We start from the raw sequence: 15,128 nt of genomic DNA, 5'->3' as shown, positions 1-15,128 counted from the left end.
CAGGCTTGCGACGAGGCGCCGGGGCAGGAATGCGAAAATGCGGCCGGGTGTAACTATCTACCGTCGTCCCTGCGAAAGCAGGGACCCATTACCACTAAAATGTGCCGTTCTATGGAATGTTGCCCCAGCGTCGCATCACATAAACAGCCGGGGGAATGGGTCCCGGCTCCCGTGCGGAATTGCGCACTCGGCCGGGACGACCATGAGGAGATAGCGCCCGCTCAGCGGTAGCGCACGCTGCCGGTGGTGACCGGATCGGTCGGCAGCACGGTGGCGCCGGCGCGGTTGGCGGCGGCGGAGGTGATCATGCCGGGCTCGCCCTTCAGCACATTGCGGGGCGGGTTGAATTCGAGGATGACGAGGGCGGCGGTCGCCAGCACCGCCACGGCGGCGGTTGCGAGCGCAGGCACCAGTCTTCCGCGCGTATCGGCTGCGCGAACTTGCATTGATCAATTCCTTTATCGGGATCGTTCTTTGGACGTGACATAAGAACGGCCAGGCTTCTTCCCAAGAGTGCGGCGCACATGCCTCACAATCAGTTGTACCGGCCGTGATGTCCCTCACGGTATTCGAGCCGCGCGGCTGAGCCGCGTCGAATCGCAATCGTGTCGGACGGCTTGTTTGCACACTAATATCTGGAAGAGATCGTGGCGTTTTGCATGCGCCTCATGCGCTCGTGATGATGCGGAGTGATGTTGTGATTAACGTCCCGCCTTCGCCAAGGCTTCGGCGCGACAAGGCCGCGCGAGGAGCCCGATTTGCCTTTATTTATAGGGTTTCTTTGTTGGCCGAGGCTCGTGCGTTAAGCGTTTCTTCACGGACGAACAGCGCCTCTGCACAGATTCGCTCCGCGGCAAGCGATGACACCGCTGTCATTGGTAGGCGCTGTCATTACGAACTCGCCGCGCGCATGCGAAATGATGGATGATTTTTCTTCAAAAATCATCATGCAAAGAAGAATCCACTCGCATCGTCACGGACGCGCCTCGTTCGGATCGATTCGCCTGTCAGACAGAAGGAGGGGTATGCGCTCGTGTTCTCAGTAGAGACGTGACGCTTCATCCAAGCTCGGAGTTATATCAATGAATATTCACATCTGCTTTAAGGCCAACGTTCGCAAGTTCAATCGAGCCGTCAATCCTCCGCCAAAACATAAGCCGGACTGCTTCGCCTGATTTTGTGATGTGCAGGCGCCAGCCAATGGCTCCATCTTGGCGTACGACATCTTCCCGTCGACCAGCACTGGATAGTTTGTACATCTTCTTCGGCTCTTCTGTTGGAGAGCCCGCGATTAGGCGCGCGATAGTATTGAACGTGGTTTGACCATATTTCTCGGACGGGGCCGACTGGCATGATCGCATCGTGTTCAGGAAGGATGGTCCCATCCGAAATTTTTCGCAGTTCTCCTTAGGCGCATGGCAACCCGATGCTCGCCGAATGGAGCGAGCTTTGACTGCGATTGCGGCCATCAGTTCCGTTTCATCTTCAGCGATTTGCCAAAGTTGGTCTGCGTCCAGTTGTTCAGCAAATGATGCCGCAGTTCGGCATACGCCAATAACACAGGCGAACGCGTGCCGCGTAGTTTCACCAAGGAATGGCGGCGTTATGTGCGAGAGGTTGGCTGAGAATTCGATTTCATCATCGGCATAGTAATCGGCCACAAGCCCTCTAATACTCGATTTTCCTACCACGTCGGTGACTAGGGCGACATGCGCCAGCGTTAGCTCCAAACCTTCCTTTAGAGGCGCTTCGACCCGTCTGGCCAGTAGATCAGGGTTCGTTGCGACAGACTCTGGAATTAAAAAATCGACGCCTGAGATACTTTCAAGCCGATTTGCCCTTTGGAGAATATTTTGAACGGAGCGTCGAATGTCCTCGGCCGTATAAACATGTGAAAGGCCACTAGCAGCGAGCGATTGGCTGATCGAATAGGAGCCAGGATATAACCCCGCTGCCGCTAAGTAACTCTCGGTCTCGCTCAAGAGGCAAATTCCTAATTCCTCATCTCTTAGCGCTCCAGAGAGTTGGACGATGGCCTCAATAGACTTCGCTATCGATTGCTCTTCCTTGGCCAAGGCAGGTGCGGCAAGCACCGCTGGCTCAAGCGCAAGCGTCGCTTTCATTAGTCGGAACCCTTCTTTCTCTCTTGGGCTCGCTTGATGGAAGCGGCGGCTAGAATATTTTCGGCTTCCATTTGAGATTGGTCAAAGAAGTCTGAGGGCCAGTCGAGGATTGCGCCGTATCTTGTGATGTCCACGGGCCTGCAATCGGTTGAATCGCCGCGTCTTTCGACAAAGTAGAGTTTAGATACGGACGTAAGCTGATCTCCCGGCGCTTCGGCAATACGTCGGCGGAGCCGATGAATGAGATACTCGCTATGGGTTTCGAGCAAACATTGCTTGCCGGACAATGCAATCGAGATGAAGAAGTCGGCAAGGCGAGTTTGTACACGCGGGTGTAGATGTAGCTCGGGCTGCTCGAAAATCAGCAGACTTCCCGCCGGGGCCAGAAGTGCCATTAGTATAATCGGAAGTACCTGGCTAACTCCAACGCCGACGTTAGTCAGATCATGAAACTTAGCGATGCCCGGAGTTCGCACCTGTAGCTCATGACCAATTTTCCCGCGATCATCGGTCAGAATTCCGTCGATTACACCCATGTATGAAAGCCAGTCGACAAGGGCGTCTCTGAGGGCGTCTTGCTTTGCACCGTCTGTTATATTGATTGAGTTCTCAGTAAATCGATCGGAACTCATGTAGTTGATTAGTCGGTATTGGTTCAGGTGCAGGACCGCAGCTGTGTGCTCTCCTCGATATCCGACGTCGGTCGGATTGCCGAGCGCTTCTAGCGGATAAAGAGGTTTCGGTTCATCACGAAGCGGCCCGAGATACTGAACGAAGTGTTCGAAATACTCTCGGGTGCGGTTGGTAGCCTCAGCGATCAGCCTCGGGCGTTCAAATTCGATATCGCTTTGACCTGGTTCGCCTGCCGTCAACGCCTCAATGATCTTTGGCTGAAGCTCCTGCAATGACGGGAAGCTGGGTGAGCGTGGACGGGATCTCCGCTGCAAGTCGAGCAGCGAATCAAGAACGTTCCCAATTGTCTGGGGTGTGCTAAACGTCTCTTCTTCTCGGAAGAATTGATACTGCTTCAGAATCTCCTGATTGACCATGAACCAGGCGCGCAACACTTCGAGAAGCTCTGCAGGTGCGGGCAACTGAGCAAACTCGCGTTGAAAGCGTATCGACTTTCGAAGGCTGCAAATCGCATCGGCGATTTGTGAAGCCCTTCTCAACGAGCTATCGAAGCGGACGCCCACGGAGAACGGAAGGAAATGTCGTACGATTGCACCTTCTATTTCTCCCTTCGGGTGATCTTCCAGCAGCGTTGCCCGGGTTTCGATATCTATGTCGGAAACACCGAAATGTTGGAGCTGTTGAGTTCTCGCGGGCATCGCTAGCGATGGCGGTGCCGCGACGGACGATTGCAGTACTGACGGCCCGGGCAGTCGATTGATCTCCAGATGAGCAGCTGATTGTTCTGAACCCAGTTCTCGCGCAGTTACTGTCAGACTGGTGCAAAGGAGAACGGGCTGGAGTCTCGAAAGCTCTGACTGAGCGCCCGGATCTACTCCAAATTCGGTGGCGCACCTGATCGCCGAAATAAAGTCGCGCCACGTGGCTGCACCGAGTCGTGGCTTTGGGAAAAGGTCTGCGGTGATTGGCAAGCGACCTTCGTCATACTGCCAGCCGATTCTAACGCCTTGACCGTCGGAACGAACGTTTCGAACATCGTCAAATGTTCCGAGCTTCAACAAAGGACCGTTTAGGGCAAATGATCGATCGGCGGTGGCATATTGGAGCGTCTGCTTAATCAGCAAAATACTCTGAATAATCGAGCTCTTGCCGGAGCTATTAGCGCCGACGAAGGCCGTTATTGGCGAAAGCGGGAGTACAAGCTCTTTGCCGATCGATTTGAAATTTTCGACAGTCCAACTGGTCAACATGAAAACGTACTCCTGAGTTGACCGTACCAACGATAAAATGGTGTGCGAAGCTCAACCAAATGCTTACTCAAATTAGAAGATGGAGGACATTCCGATAGGATAGAGCGTGGTCGACTAGTTCGAACACGAACCGGGCCGCATGATGTTGTTGCATTGCAATCCTAGGGTGCGCGCGCGCGATATGGAAGTGCATCCTCAAGATTGGCTTGGTATGCTCCAGTAAAAAAAACGGCCGGGTCATCGACCCGGCCGTTCAAAACTCTTCCCGCGAATTCCGCTCTCGCAGCTTCGCTCAGCTCGCCTTCTTCACCGGCGCCGGCTTGCCGACCTTCTTCTCGATCGCGCGCTTCAGGTCGAGGGCGCGGGGCGAGAGCACGTCGGCCTTGGCCTTGAGCAGATAGGCGTCGAGGCCGCCATTGTGGTCGACGCTCTTCAGCGCATTGGTCGAGACGCGCAGGCGCACGTTGCGGCCGAGCGCATCGGAGATGAAGGTCACGTTGGCCAGGTTCGGCAGGAAGCGCCGCTTGGTCTTGATGTTCGAGTGGCTCACCTTGTGGCCCGTCTGGGGGCCCTTGGCCGTCAGTTCGCAGCGCCGGGACATCTTACAAAATCCTTTTCCATCCCCGCCTCTCTGTCAGGCGTGCAATCACACGGCCCGCGCGGGGGTTTTGAATTCGCGTCCATTTTCCAGGAACCGCGGGTGTATAGGGGGAGAATACCCGAGCGTCAAGATTATATCGGCGCATGGCGGTACCGGAGAATGCCGGTTTATAAGGTCTTTCCAGCCACTTAACAGCTGAAATGGCAACCATATAAAGGGCGTATTCGGCTGCAAGTCTCGGTTCCATAAGAGATGCGCAAATTGTCCGGGCCGAATTGAAGGACCAAACGGACAACGAACAGAGCGCCGATAGCAGGACCGTCAGGTAGGTTAAGTGACCACCGCCATTGCCATTTTGCCCCCGCTCGGCCGGCTCCTCGGGCTGTGCGCGGGCGCCTTGCTGCTGTTTTGTGCCGAGCGCGCCAGCGCGCAGGGGCGGCTCGACGCCCAGTATGAGGCGACGCTCGCCGGTATCCCGGTCGGCAAGGGCAGCTGGACCATCGAAATCGGCGACGACACCTTCTCGGCCGCAGCCCAGGGCGGCACCGCGGGCCTCCTGAAGGCGTTTTCCGGCGGCACCGGCTCGGGCGCCTCGCAGGGTCGCGTCGTCAACGGCGCGCTGGCGGCCTCGTCCTACACTGCGACCACCACCACCTCGAAGAAGTCGGAGACGATCCGGATGGTGCTCGCCAATGGCGGCATCAAGGAATCCGCGATCGAGCCGGAGCCGCCTGTCGATGCCGACCGCCTGCCGGTGACCGAGGCGCAGAAGAAGAACGTGTTCGATCCGATGACCGGCTCGTTCCTGCGCGCGCCCGGCAATGCCGAATTGATGAGCCCGGACGTCTGCCGCACCGGCGCCGGCGTGTTCGACGGCCGCATGCGCTACGACCTCAAGCTGGATTTCAAGCGGGTCGAGATCGTCAAGGCCGAGCGCGGCTATCACGGCCCGGCGCTGGTCTGCGCGCTCTATTTCGTGCCGGTCTCGGGCTACATCCCGGATCGCCCCGTGATCAAATACCTCGCCGCCCAGCGCAACATCGAGATCGCCTTCGTGCCGATCGCAGGCACCCGCCTGCTGGTGCCGTTCCGCATGACGATCCCGACCCCGCTCGGCCAGGCCATGCTGGAAGCCACCTCGTTCGTGACGACGGCCGCGCCGCCGCGCGTCGCGAAGACGCAGTAGCTCACGCCGTCATTCCGGGGCGATGCGTAAGCATCGAACCCGGAATCTCGAGATTCCAGGTTCGCGCTGCGCGCGCCCCGGAATGACGGGTATTGAGCGACTTCGGGCATGCAACAAACGTCATGGAATCCAGTTGACTCTTGCCCGGTTCTGATTCGACTCGGCCACCCCTGGAACTTAAGGAATTCAGTCCGCATATCCCCTGCTTGTGGAGCCCTCTCAAACTTGATCTAGTGCCGCCGCCGTCGGCCTACCCGAGATGTTGCGGTGAACGTTTCGAGCCTGGAATGGAGTCAGCGATTCGGCCGCGATTCGTTCTAGACTCGTTCCGAAGCTTAAAGGCGGCGCGGAAAGCGTCGCATTGTGAGACAGATTTTGTGAAACACACTGCCAAACCGTCACCCTGAGGAGCCTGCGCAGCAGGCGTCTCGAAGGGCGACAGCCCGGCTCCATCCGCGAGAGGAAAGTCAGATCAAAACGCGCCGATAAATCTCGGCCGTTCATCCTTCGAGACGCGCTTCGCGCTCCTCAGGATGACGGATCGACTATCGCCAACAGTTCAAGAAACACCTGCAAAATATGGCTTTCTCAACTTCGTTCGGAAATGACCGCGCGCCCGGTGCAGGCGTCACCGCGGTGCTGGGGCCGACCAACACCGGCAAGACGCATCTGGCCATCGAGCGCATGCTGGCGCATTCGTCCGGCTTGATCGGCCTGCCGCTGCGGCTCTTGGCGCGCGAGGTCTACAACAAGATCGCGGACCGCGCGGGCGTCGACAATGTCGCGCTGGTGACCGGTGAGGAGAAGATCAAGCCGAAGGCGCCGCGCTTCTGGGTCTCGACCGTGGAAGCGATGCCGCGCGATCTCGATGTGTCCTTTCTCGCGGTCGACGAGATCCAGATCGCAGCCGATCTCGAGCGCGGACATGTCTTCACCGACCGCATCCTCAATCGCCGCGGCCGCGACGAGACGCTGCTGCTCGGCGCTGCGACGATGCGCCCCATGATCGAGCGGCTGTTGCCGGGCGCCTCGATCATCACGCGGCCAAGGCTGTCGCAGCTCGAATTCGCCGGCGACCGCAAGATCACGCGGCAGCCGCGACGCACCGCAATCGTCGCGTTCTCCGCGGACGAAGTCTACGCGATCGCCGAATTGATCCGCCGCCAGCATGGCGGCGCGGCCGTGGTGCTCGGCTCGCTGTCGCCTCGCACGCGCAATGCGCAGGTCGCGATGTTCCAGAACGGCGATGTCGATTATCTCGTCGCCACCGACGCCGTCGGCATGGGGCTCAATCTCGACGTCGATCACGTCGCCTTCGCCTCCGACCGCAAATATGACGGCTACCAGTTCCGACGGCTGACGCCGGCCGAATTCGCCCAGATCGCGGGCCGCGCCGGCCGCGCCACGCGCAACGGCACCTTCGGCACCACGGGCCGCTGCGCACCGTTCGAGCCCGAGCTCGTCAATGCGCTGCAGAACCACACCTTCGACAGCGTCAAGATGCTGCAATGGCGCAACGCCAAGCTGGATTTCTCCTCGCTCGGCGCGTTGCAGGTGTCGCTGGCGCTGTCGCCCAATCATGAGGCACTGACGCGCGCCCCGGTGGCCGAGGACCTGCGCGTGCTCGAGCATGTCGCGCGCGACACCGAGGTGCGGCAATGGGCGCATGGGCCTAAGGCCGTGGAGCGGCTGTGGGAGGCCTGCCAGGTTCCGGACTACCGGAAGCTGTCGCCGGCCGCCCATGCCGAACTCGTGACCACGCTGTATGGCTTCCTGATGCAAAAGGGTCGTATCCCTGACGCATGGTTTGCCGCCCAGGTCGACCAGGCCAACCGGACCGACGGCGATATCGACACGCTATCGGGCCGGATCGCGCAAATCCGGACCTGGACCTTCGTTGCCAACCGGCCGGACTGGCTCTACGACCCGGACCATTGGCAGGGGATCACGCGCGAGCTCGAAAATAAATTATCCGATGCGCTGCATGAACGGCTCACGGAGCGTTTCGTTGACAGGCGGACCAGTGTATTGATGCGCCGCCTGCGGGAGAACTCAGTTTTGAATACGGAAATTGGCAAGACCGGTGAAGTGATCGTGGAAGGCCATGTGATCGGCCGGCTCGATGGTTTCACCTTCGCACCTGATGCGGCCGAGGCCGGCAGCGACGCCAAGGCGCTGCAGGCCGCCGCCCAGCAGGTGCTGGCGCGCGAGATCGATGCGCGCGCCGAGAAACTGGGTGCGGCGCCCGACGAGCAGTTCGTGCTGACCTCCGACGGCACCATCCGCTGGACCGGCGATGCGGTCGCCAAGCTGGTCGCCGCCGACGATGCGCTGCATCCGCGCTTACGCATCATTTCCGACGAGCGGCTGACCGGCGCCTCGCGCGAGGCCGTGCAGACGAGGCTCGACCTCTGGCTCAAGACGCATATCGAGAAGCTGCTCGGGCCGCTGTTCGAGCTGTCCAAGGCTGAGGATCTGCAGGGCATTGCCCGCGGCATCGCCTTCCAGCTCGTCGAGGCGCTCGGCGTGCTCGAGCGTACCAAGATCGCGGCCGAGATGAAGGATCTCGATCAGCCCTCGCGCGCGGCGCTGCGCAAATACGGCGTGCGCTTCGGCGCCTACCACATCTATTTCCCGCAGCTCTTGAAGCCCGCGGCGCGCTCGCTGGCCTCGCTGCTGTGGGCCGAGAAGCAGAGCAATGTCGACATGGCTGCGCTGTCGAATGTGCAGCATCTGGCCTCCAGTGGCCGCACCTCGTTCCCGGTCGACAAGACCTTGCCGCGCGATGGCTATCGCGTGCTCGGCTATCGCCAGTGCGGCGAGCGCGCGGTGCGCGTCGACATCCTGGAGCGGCTCGCTGATCTGATCCGCCCGGCGCTGGCCTGGCGCGAGACCTCGCCCGGCGAGAAGCCGGCCGGTGCGTTCGACGGCCGCGGCTTTGTCGTGACCCAGGCGATGACCTCGCTGACCGGCTCCGCCGGCGAGGACTTCGCCTCGATCCTGCGCGCGCTCGGCTACCGCATGGACCGCCGTCCGCCGCTGCCGCCGAAGCCTGTCGAGGCCGCGCCGGTCGAGGCGGTGCCCGCCGAGACGACCGAGACGGTCGCCGCCGAAACGCCCGTCGAGGCGGCATCCGATGCCGCCGTGGATGCGCCGGTCGAGGTGGCTGCCGAAGTCACAGCCGACGCGCCGGAAGCTGCTGTCGATCAGCTGGTGTCCGGCGATCCCGCACCGTCAGCCGCGCTGCTGCCCGATGTCGGCTTTGCCGAGGTGGTGTCCAGCGAAGCGACGCCCGTGGTCGTTGAGACGACGTCCGCGGTCGTCGAGACCAGGCCCGAGCCAGTGGCGGAGGTTGCCGCTGCCGCCGCAGAACCCGCTCCTGAGGCGCCCGCAGCCGAAACCGTCACCGAGCCCGCGCCTGCCGCGGAAGCCGCTGTGGAGACGACGTCCGAGGCCGCCGCCGAAGCGCCTGCAGAGGCCGCGAGCGCTGATGCTGCACCCGCCGAAGCCGCCACTGCCGAAGCCGCTCCCGCCGCTGCGGAGACGCCGGCCGAGCCGCAGCTGGTCGAGGTCTGGCGGCCCGGCGGCCGCTCCGACGAGCGCCGCCCGCACCATCGCGGCCACGACCGCAACCGCGGCCGCCATCAGGGCAAGCCCGCCGAAGGCGCGCAGGCGGCTGAAGGCGGCGGCGAGGGCGAGAAGCGCGAGCATCATCGCCGTCCGCGCCGCCACCAGGATTTCCGTACGCCGCGTCCCGGCGCGCCGGCCGATGCGACGGCAGCCGCCGCCGCGCCTGCCGACGGCGCACCGGCGCGTGACAATCGCCAGGATAATCGTGAGGACCGCGGCCAGCGCCGCGAGCGCTTCGAGGGCAAGGGCTTCGAGGGCAAGGGCCGCGATCGCGACAACAATGAGCGTCGTCGCGACAACAAGTTCGGCGGCGGCGATCGCAAGGGCGAGCGCGGTGACCGTGACCGCGGCGGCCGCGATTTCGGCAAGGGCGGTCGCGACAAGCGCGAGAGCGGTCCGTCGCATCGGCCCTATGCCTCGAGCGCACCGCGCGAGCGCGACCGTCCGATCGATCCGAATTCGCCATTCGCCAAGCTCGCTGCCCTGAAGGAGCAGCTCGCCGGCCGGAAGGAATAGTCCAACCCTTGGTCTGAAGCTTGGATCGACAGCGGCTCGACAAATGGCTGTGGCACGCGCGGGTGGTGAAGGCCCGCACCAGCGCGGCTGAACTCGTCGCGTCAGGTCATGTCCGCCTCAACGGCACGCGCGAGAAATCGCCGGGCCATGCGGTGAAGGTGGGCGATGTCGTCACCGTCGCGCTCGACAACAGCGTCCGGGTGCTCAAGGTGATCGGCTTTGCCGAGCGGCGCGGCGATGCCAGCTCGGCGCGCGAGCTGTACGAGGATTTGCAGGCCGGCGCTTTGCAAGCCGGTAAGGAGTAGTTATCTCACGTTTGTTGTTTCGACCGGAGCATGATCCGGATGTGTGGGGCCGGACTGGCGATAGGATCATGCTCCCAACAAAACCGGCTGGCAGGGTCGCCAGAACGCAGGTGTTTTTCGGAGCCGGCTTCCCTTGCGGCTCCGGTATTCCTGCGCTACGCAACCCCAGAAAAAGTGGATCGTTTCGGAGTTTTGGATGACCTACGTCGTCACTGAAGCCTGCATCAAGTGCAAATATACCGACTGCGTCGAGGTCTGCCCCGTCGATTGCTTCTACGAGGGCGAGAACATGCTGGTCATCCATCCGGACGAATGCATCGATTGCGGCGTGTGCGAGCCGGAATGCCCCGCTGACGCCATCAAGCCGGACACCGAGCCGGGCCTGGAAAAGTGGCTCGAGGTCAACCGCGACTACGCCAAGAGCTGGCCGAACATCACCCAGAAGAAGGACTCGCCCGAAGACGCCAAGGAGTGGGAGGGCAAGGAAGGCAAGTTCGAGAAATATTTTTCCCCGAATCCGGGCAGCGGCGACTGATTCGCCTGGGCTCTTCGGGACTACCCCGATAAGGGCGGGCTCCGGCCCGTCGCGGCCTTCCGTTCGGCCGCCTAATTAACACTAATGACGGACATATGACCTGAGCGGCCCCCGTTATGCCCGGAATCGGGCGTAAACCATTGATTTTTGCGGAAAATGTGCTATATTCAGCACATTACAGGCCAAGAACCCCCTGCCATGCGTACCTTGTGGCTTCGAGGTTCCCGCAACATCGAACAGGGGCGTGGCAGTTTCCGCGCGCAGGCTGTGTCACAGAAAACGCGTAAAAAGAGTGCTTCAAAGACGACGAAAAAAGCCGCTGTCGTTGCTCGCAGCGCAACCAAGGGCCGTGCCAAGGCGTCCGTGAAGGGTGCGAAGAAGGCGGCGGCTGCAAAGTCCTCAAAGAACAAAAGAAGCGTGATGCCAGAAAAGACTGCCAAGACTGCCGCGAAAGCGGCAGCTGCGAAGCCCGCTGCTGCGAAGGTCGCCCCCAAGACTGCTGCGGCGCCGAAGCCGGCCGCCCCGAAGGCTGCCGTCCCCGCCGCTGCTCCGAAGGTTGCCGCCAAGCCGGCCGCCCCGTCGCGTCCGGAAGAGAAGAAGGTCGTGACCCAGCGCCAGGGCTTCAAGGCCAACGAATTCGTCGTCTATCCCGCTCACGGCGTCGGCCAGATCCTGGCGATCGAGGAGCAGGAGATCGCGGGCGCCAAGCTCGAGCTGTTCGTGATCAATTTCATGAAGGACAAGATGACGCTGCGCGTCCCGACGGCGAAGGTCGCCAATGTCGGCATGCGCAAGCTGTCGGAGCCGGCGCTGGTCAAGAAGGCGCTAGAGACGCTGAAGGGCCGCGCCCGCGTCAAGCGCACCATGTGGTCGCGCCGCGCCCAGGAATACGAAGCGAAGATCAACTCGGGCGACATCGTCGCGATCGCCGAGGTGGTCCGCGATCTCTATCGTTCGGAATCGCAGCCCGAGCAGTCCTACTCGGAACGCCAGCTCTATGAAGCGGCGCTCGACCGTCTGTCGCGCGAGATCGCCGTGGTCCAGCACTCGACCGAGACCGAGGCGATCAAGGAGATCGAAGGCCAGCTCGCCAAGAGCCCGCGCCGCGGCGCCAAGGCCGAATCCGCTGAAGGCGACGCCGAGGGCGATGCCGACGGTGAGGATCTCGACAACGACGGCGACGACACCGCCGTCGAGGACGAAGCCGCCTGAAAGGGCTCGACGGATTGAAAACAAAAGCCCGGTCGCAAGACCGGGCTTTTTGTTTTGGTGGCGAGGTGCGCTGCCGCCGCGATCATCGTGGTGTCGTCGGCGCCATCTGGCCAAGTCAGCCGCAACGGCGCCCGACTTGGCCTTTGTAGCCCGGATGGAGCGAAGCGAAATCCGGGGCCGCTGCAACCGCGGGAGAAGCTGTCCCGGATTGCGCTGCGCTTCATCCGGGCTACGCACCTTCTTTCCCGTCATCCCCGCGCAAAGGCTTCGCCTTTGTCGCTGGAGGTGCGAGCGGAGCGAGCCTCGAAGGATCCACGGCCCCGCTGGTGGCCGTCGACCCTTCGAGACGCGCTGCGCGCTCCTCAGGGTGACGGTGCGGCACGCTTCATGGGGCCGCTTCGTAACGCGTGTTGCGCGCCGCCTCACTTCACCCGCTGCTTCTCGAGCTTGCGCGCGAGTGTCCGGCGATGCATGCCGAGGCGGCGGGCGGCTTCGGAGATATTGAAGTCGGTCTCCATCAGCGTCTGGTGGATGCGTTCCCATTCCAGCGTCTTGATCGAGGTCGGCCGCGCGCCGACCTCGATGGCGGCGTTGCCTTGCGCTTTAAGGAATGCGGCCTCGATGTCGTCGGTGTTCGACGGTTTTGCGAGGTAGTGGCAGGCGCCGAGCTTGATGGCCTCGACGGCGGTCGCGATGCTGGCGAATCCGGTCAGCACCACGATCAGCATCTCGGGATCATGCGCGTGCAGCGCCTCGACGCAGGCGAGGCCCGACGCGCCGCCGGCGAGCTTGAGGTCGACGACGGCATAGCCGGGCGATTGCCGCTCGAGCAGCGCGCGGACCTCGTCGAGCGAGGCCGACACGGCGACATCGTAGCCGCGGCGCTCGAACGAACGCTTCAGCGTGCGGGCAAAGCCTGAATCGTCCTCGACGATCAGAAGCTGGCGTTCATCCGTCAAGATGATCTCCGATCGCGAGCGTCGAGAGCGGCAGCTCGAGCCTGACCGCGGCGCCGATGTCCGGCCGGTTGCGCGCCGTCACCACGCCGCCGAGCTTGCGCACGACATTGACGACCAGGAACAGGCCGAGGCCGCTGCCGGGGCTGCCCTTGGTGGACTGATACGGCTTGCCGATATGCGCCAGCATCTCGCGCGAGAAGCCGGGGCCGCGATCGGTCACCGACAGCAGCAGCGTGTCGGCATTGCGCTCGGCCATCAGCTCGATCCAGTCGCGCGAGACCTCGGCGGCATTGTCGAGCACGTTGAAGATCGCCTGCTTGAGCGCGATGTCGGAGACGATCGCCAGGTCAGTGCCGAAGGCGTTGCGGAAATACAGCGTGGCCGACGGCCGCGTGGTCCGCCATTCCTCGACCAGCGCGGTCAGGAAAGCGGCGACCGTGGTCGGCGAGGAACCTTCGCCACGCGCTTCGCCGGCCGACAGCAGGATGCCTGTGACGATCGACTTGCAGCGCTGCACCGAGATTTCCATCTCGCCGAGGTCCTGCGACAACTCGGGATCGGAGGCGAGCGCGGGCATCCGGCGCCAGTCGCCGAGGATGACCGAGAGCGAGGCGAGCGGCGTGCCGAGCTCATGCGCGGCGCCGGAGGCCAAGAGCCCGATCCGGACGATGTGGTCCTGCTCGGCGGCGTGCTGTCGCAGTGCCGCGAGGCGCAGGTCGCGGTCGCGCAGATTGCGGTTGATCCGGGTCATGAACACCACGAGCAGCACGGCGTCGAGCACAAGGCCGATGAAGGTGCCGGCGATATACAGATTGAACGCGTCGGCAAAGCCCTGCTGCGGCAGCTCCAGCGGCCGGTAATAGCTGGTCAGCCAGGCGAAGTTCATGCAGACCAGCGCCACCAGCGACCAGGTGGATGGCGCATCGAGCAGCACCGCGCCAAGCGTCACCTGCAGCAGATAGAGCGACGTGAAGGGATTGGTGGCGCCGCCGCTGAGATAGAGCAGGGCGGTCAGCGCCGCGACGTCGAGCGCCAGCGCGACCAGGAGCTCGCGGTTGTTGATGTCGGCGCGGTAGCGCAGCCACAAGAGGCTGACGACATTGAGCGCAACGAGGCCGGAGATCACGGCCGCCAAAGGCAGCAGCGGCAAGGCTACGCCCATCCAGAACTGCACGAAGCCGATGGTGACGATCTGGCCGATCACGGCGATCCAGCGCAGCTGGACCAGCAGGGCCATGTTCTTGCGATTGGTCGCGATGTCGGCGGGCGCTGCGAGATCGTACGGCATGCCGGCGGCCGCGCTCACGGCGGACGGCATCACGGCCGTGCCGGTCGCGGCATTCTCCTCATGCAGATCCGATGTGCGCTCGAGCATCTGGGCCTGTGTCGCGAGACAGATTGCGGGCTGCGCCGATCAGGCGGCGCACGGCGGCGCGCCTTGAACTCCACCTTGGATCGGAGGCGCCGGTGCGGCTCCTGGCGCTGGCGATGCGCAGGAGCGCGCCCGCCAGCATAAGGGCCAGCGCGAACCATGTCAGCGCGTAAATCAGGTGGTTGTTCGGAAACCGCACGATCGTGAGCCCGCCGACGGGGTAGCCGCCAGGGTTTGGCGTCGCATCGGCGTCAATGAAGAAGGGGGCGGTGTGCGACAATCCGTGCACGGCCGCGATCGCGGCGACGTCGCGGGAATACCAGCGGCCGGCCGAAGCGTCGTTGCTGCGCAGGAAGCCACCCTTCGGCTCCGACATCCGCAGCAGCCCGGTGACGCTGACGGTGCCTAGCGGGTCGCCGTCGCGCCGGGTCGCGGGATCGCGCCGGTCAGGTGGAACAAAGCCGCGATTAATCAACACAGTGGTTCCGTCGGCCATCCGCAGCGGCGTCAGCACCCAGAAGCCGGGACCTTCGTTCGTCACGGCCTGCACCAGCGTCTCGTCGGCGTTCAGGAAATTGCCGCGCACGGTGACGCGGCGGTATTCATCGCTCGCGGCGCTGACCTCAGGCCATGACGAGGGCGGCGGCGGCGCGACCGGTGCTGCATGCATGCGCTGCTCGACCCGTTCGATCAGCGCCAGCTTCCAGGTCCTGCGTTCGACCTGCCAGATCCCGAGCGCGCTCAGCAGCACCACGCCCAGCATGCCGAGCGTGAGCAACACTAGCGAGGGTCTGGCAGACCGCATC

Annotated in this window: 12 protein-coding genes; 5 read left to right on the top strand and 7 right to left on the bottom strand. The window is 62.7% G+C overall.

What is annotated here, in order from left to right:
* Positions 1-221: 221 nt before the first annotated feature.
* From QDT69_RS29590 to rpmB, 4 genes are all read right to left on the bottom strand, one after another.
* Positions 222-446, bottom strand: a complete 225-nt coding sequence (locus QDT69_RS29590; RefSeq protein WP_050423900.1) for a hypothetical protein — start codon at positions 444-446, stop codon at positions 222-224.
* 633 nt (positions 447-1,079) lie between these two features.
* Complete coding sequence (locus QDT69_RS29585) at positions 1,080-2,123, bottom strand: hypothetical protein (protein WP_279710000.1); 1,044 nt, start codon at positions 2,121-2,123, stop codon at positions 1,080-1,082.
* A complete protein-coding gene (locus QDT69_RS29580; RefSeq protein ID WP_279709999.1) occupies positions 2,123-4,006 on the bottom strand; it encodes a DUF3696 domain-containing protein in 1,884 nt (627 codons plus the stop codon). The genes QDT69_RS29585 and QDT69_RS29580 overlap by 1 nt, the downstream gene beginning before the upstream one ends.
* A gap of 292 nt (positions 4,007-4,298) precedes the next feature.
* Complete coding sequence (gene rpmB / locus QDT69_RS29575; RefSeq protein WP_021080171.1) at positions 4,299-4,607, bottom strand: 50S ribosomal protein L28; 309 nt, start codon at positions 4,605-4,607, stop codon at positions 4,299-4,301.
* Positions 4,608-4,989: 382 nt separating this feature from the next.
* Between rpmB and QDT69_RS29570 the strand changes: the two genes are divergently transcribed.
* The 5 genes from QDT69_RS29570 to QDT69_RS29550 all read left to right on the top strand — a co-directional run bounded on the left by QDT69_RS29570 (position 4,990) and on the right by QDT69_RS29550 (position 11,991).
* Positions 4,990-5,793: a DUF3108 domain-containing protein gene (locus tag QDT69_RS29570; RefSeq protein ID WP_279710017.1), complete on the top strand. Its 804-nt coding sequence runs from the start codon at positions 4,990-4,992 to the stop codon at positions 5,791-5,793.
* A 579-nt stretch (positions 5,794-6,372) separates the two neighbouring features.
* The gene (locus QDT69_RS29565; protein WP_279709998.1) at positions 6,373-9,939 is read left to right on the top strand and encodes a helicase-related protein; all 3,567 of its coding nucleotides are present in this window, start codon (positions 6,373-6,375) and stop codon (positions 9,937-9,939) included.
* A gap of 20 nt (positions 9,940-9,959) precedes the next feature.
* Positions 9,960-10,244, top strand: a complete 285-nt coding sequence (locus tag QDT69_RS29560) for an RNA-binding S4 domain-containing protein (protein ID WP_279709997.1) — start codon at positions 9,960-9,962, stop codon at positions 10,242-10,244.
* A 196-nt stretch (positions 10,245-10,440) separates the two neighbouring features.
* Positions 10,441-10,779 (top strand): ferredoxin FdxA, encoded by a 339-nt coding sequence (gene fdxA, locus QDT69_RS29555; protein ID WP_016844914.1) that lies wholly within the window; start codon positions 10,441-10,443, stop codon positions 10,777-10,779.
* A gap of 198 nt (positions 10,780-10,977) precedes the next feature.
* Positions 10,978-11,991 carry a CarD family transcriptional regulator gene (locus QDT69_RS29550; protein ID WP_279709995.1) on the top strand — a complete coding sequence of 338 codons (1,014 nt, stop codon included), beginning with the start codon at positions 10,978-10,980 and terminating at the stop codon, positions 11,989-11,991.
* Between the two features lie 422 nt (positions 11,992-12,413).
* Here QDT69_RS29550 and QDT69_RS29545 read toward each other — a convergent pair whose 3' ends face one another.
* From QDT69_RS29545 to QDT69_RS29535, 3 genes are read right to left on the bottom strand one after another with little or no spacing between them, the layout of a single operon-like run.
* On the bottom strand, positions 12,414-12,950 hold the full coding sequence (locus tag QDT69_RS29545; RefSeq protein ID WP_279709994.1) for a response regulator transcription factor: 537 nt from the start codon (positions 12,948-12,950) through the stop codon (positions 12,414-12,416).
* Entirely contained in the window at positions 12,940-14,268 is a 1,329-nt protein-coding gene (locus tag QDT69_RS29540; RefSeq protein ID WP_279710016.1) for an ATP-binding protein, read from the bottom strand. Before QDT69_RS29540 ends, QDT69_RS29545 begins: the two co-directional genes overlap by 11 nt.
* 28 nt (positions 14,269-14,296) lie before the next feature.
* Entirely contained in the window at positions 14,297-15,127 is an 831-nt protein-coding gene (locus tag QDT69_RS29535; protein WP_279709993.1) for an SURF1 family protein, read from the bottom strand.
* Position 15,128 lies beyond the last annotated feature (1 nt).

Origin of the sequence: Bradyrhizobium sp. CER78, assembly GCF_029846235.1 — a bacterium.
In the GTDB taxonomy this organism is placed as follows: Bacteria; Pseudomonadota; Alphaproteobacteria; order Rhizobiales; family Xanthobacteraceae; genus Bradyrhizobium.
Note: the sequence above shows the minus strand (reverse complement) of the source record. Positions and strands in the feature narration are given on the sequence as shown.

What these genes read in the sequence shown, in the direction of transcription:
- QDT69_RS29590 (WP_050423900.1), bottom strand. Translation starts at nt 446, where the DNA reads ATGCAAGTTCGCGCAGCCGATACGCGCGGAAGACTGGTGCCTGCGCTC.
- QDT69_RS29585 (WP_279710000.1), bottom strand. Translation starts at nt 2,123, where the DNA reads ATGAAAGCGACGCTTGCGCTTGAGCCAGCGGTGCTTGCCGCACCTGCC.
- QDT69_RS29580 (WP_279709999.1), bottom strand. Translation starts at nt 4,006, where the DNA reads ATGTTGACCAGTTGGACTGTCGAAAATTTCAAATCGATCGGCAAAGAG.
- rpmB (WP_021080171.1), bottom strand. Translation starts at nt 4,607, where the DNA reads ATGTCCCGGCGCTGCGAACTGACGGCCAAGGGCCCCCAGACGGGCCAC.
- QDT69_RS29565 (WP_279709998.1), top strand. Translation starts at nt 6,373, where the DNA reads ATGGCTTTCTCAACTTCGTTCGGAAATGACCGCGCGCCCGGTGCAGGC.
- fdxA (WP_016844914.1), top strand. Translation starts at nt 10,441, where the DNA reads ATGACCTACGTCGTCACTGAAGCCTGCATCAAGTGCAAATATACCGAC.
- QDT69_RS29550 (WP_279709995.1), top strand. Translation starts at nt 10,978, where the DNA reads ATGCGTACCTTGTGGCTTCGAGGTTCCCGCAACATCGAACAGGGGCGT.
- QDT69_RS29540 (WP_279710016.1), bottom strand. Translation starts at nt 14,268, where the DNA reads ATGCCGTCCGCCGTGAGCGCGGCCGCCGGCATGCCGTACGATCTCGCA.
- QDT69_RS29535 (WP_279709993.1), bottom strand. Translation starts at nt 15,127, where the DNA reads ATGCGGTCTGCCAGACCCTCGCTAGTGTTGCTCACGCTCGGCATGCTG.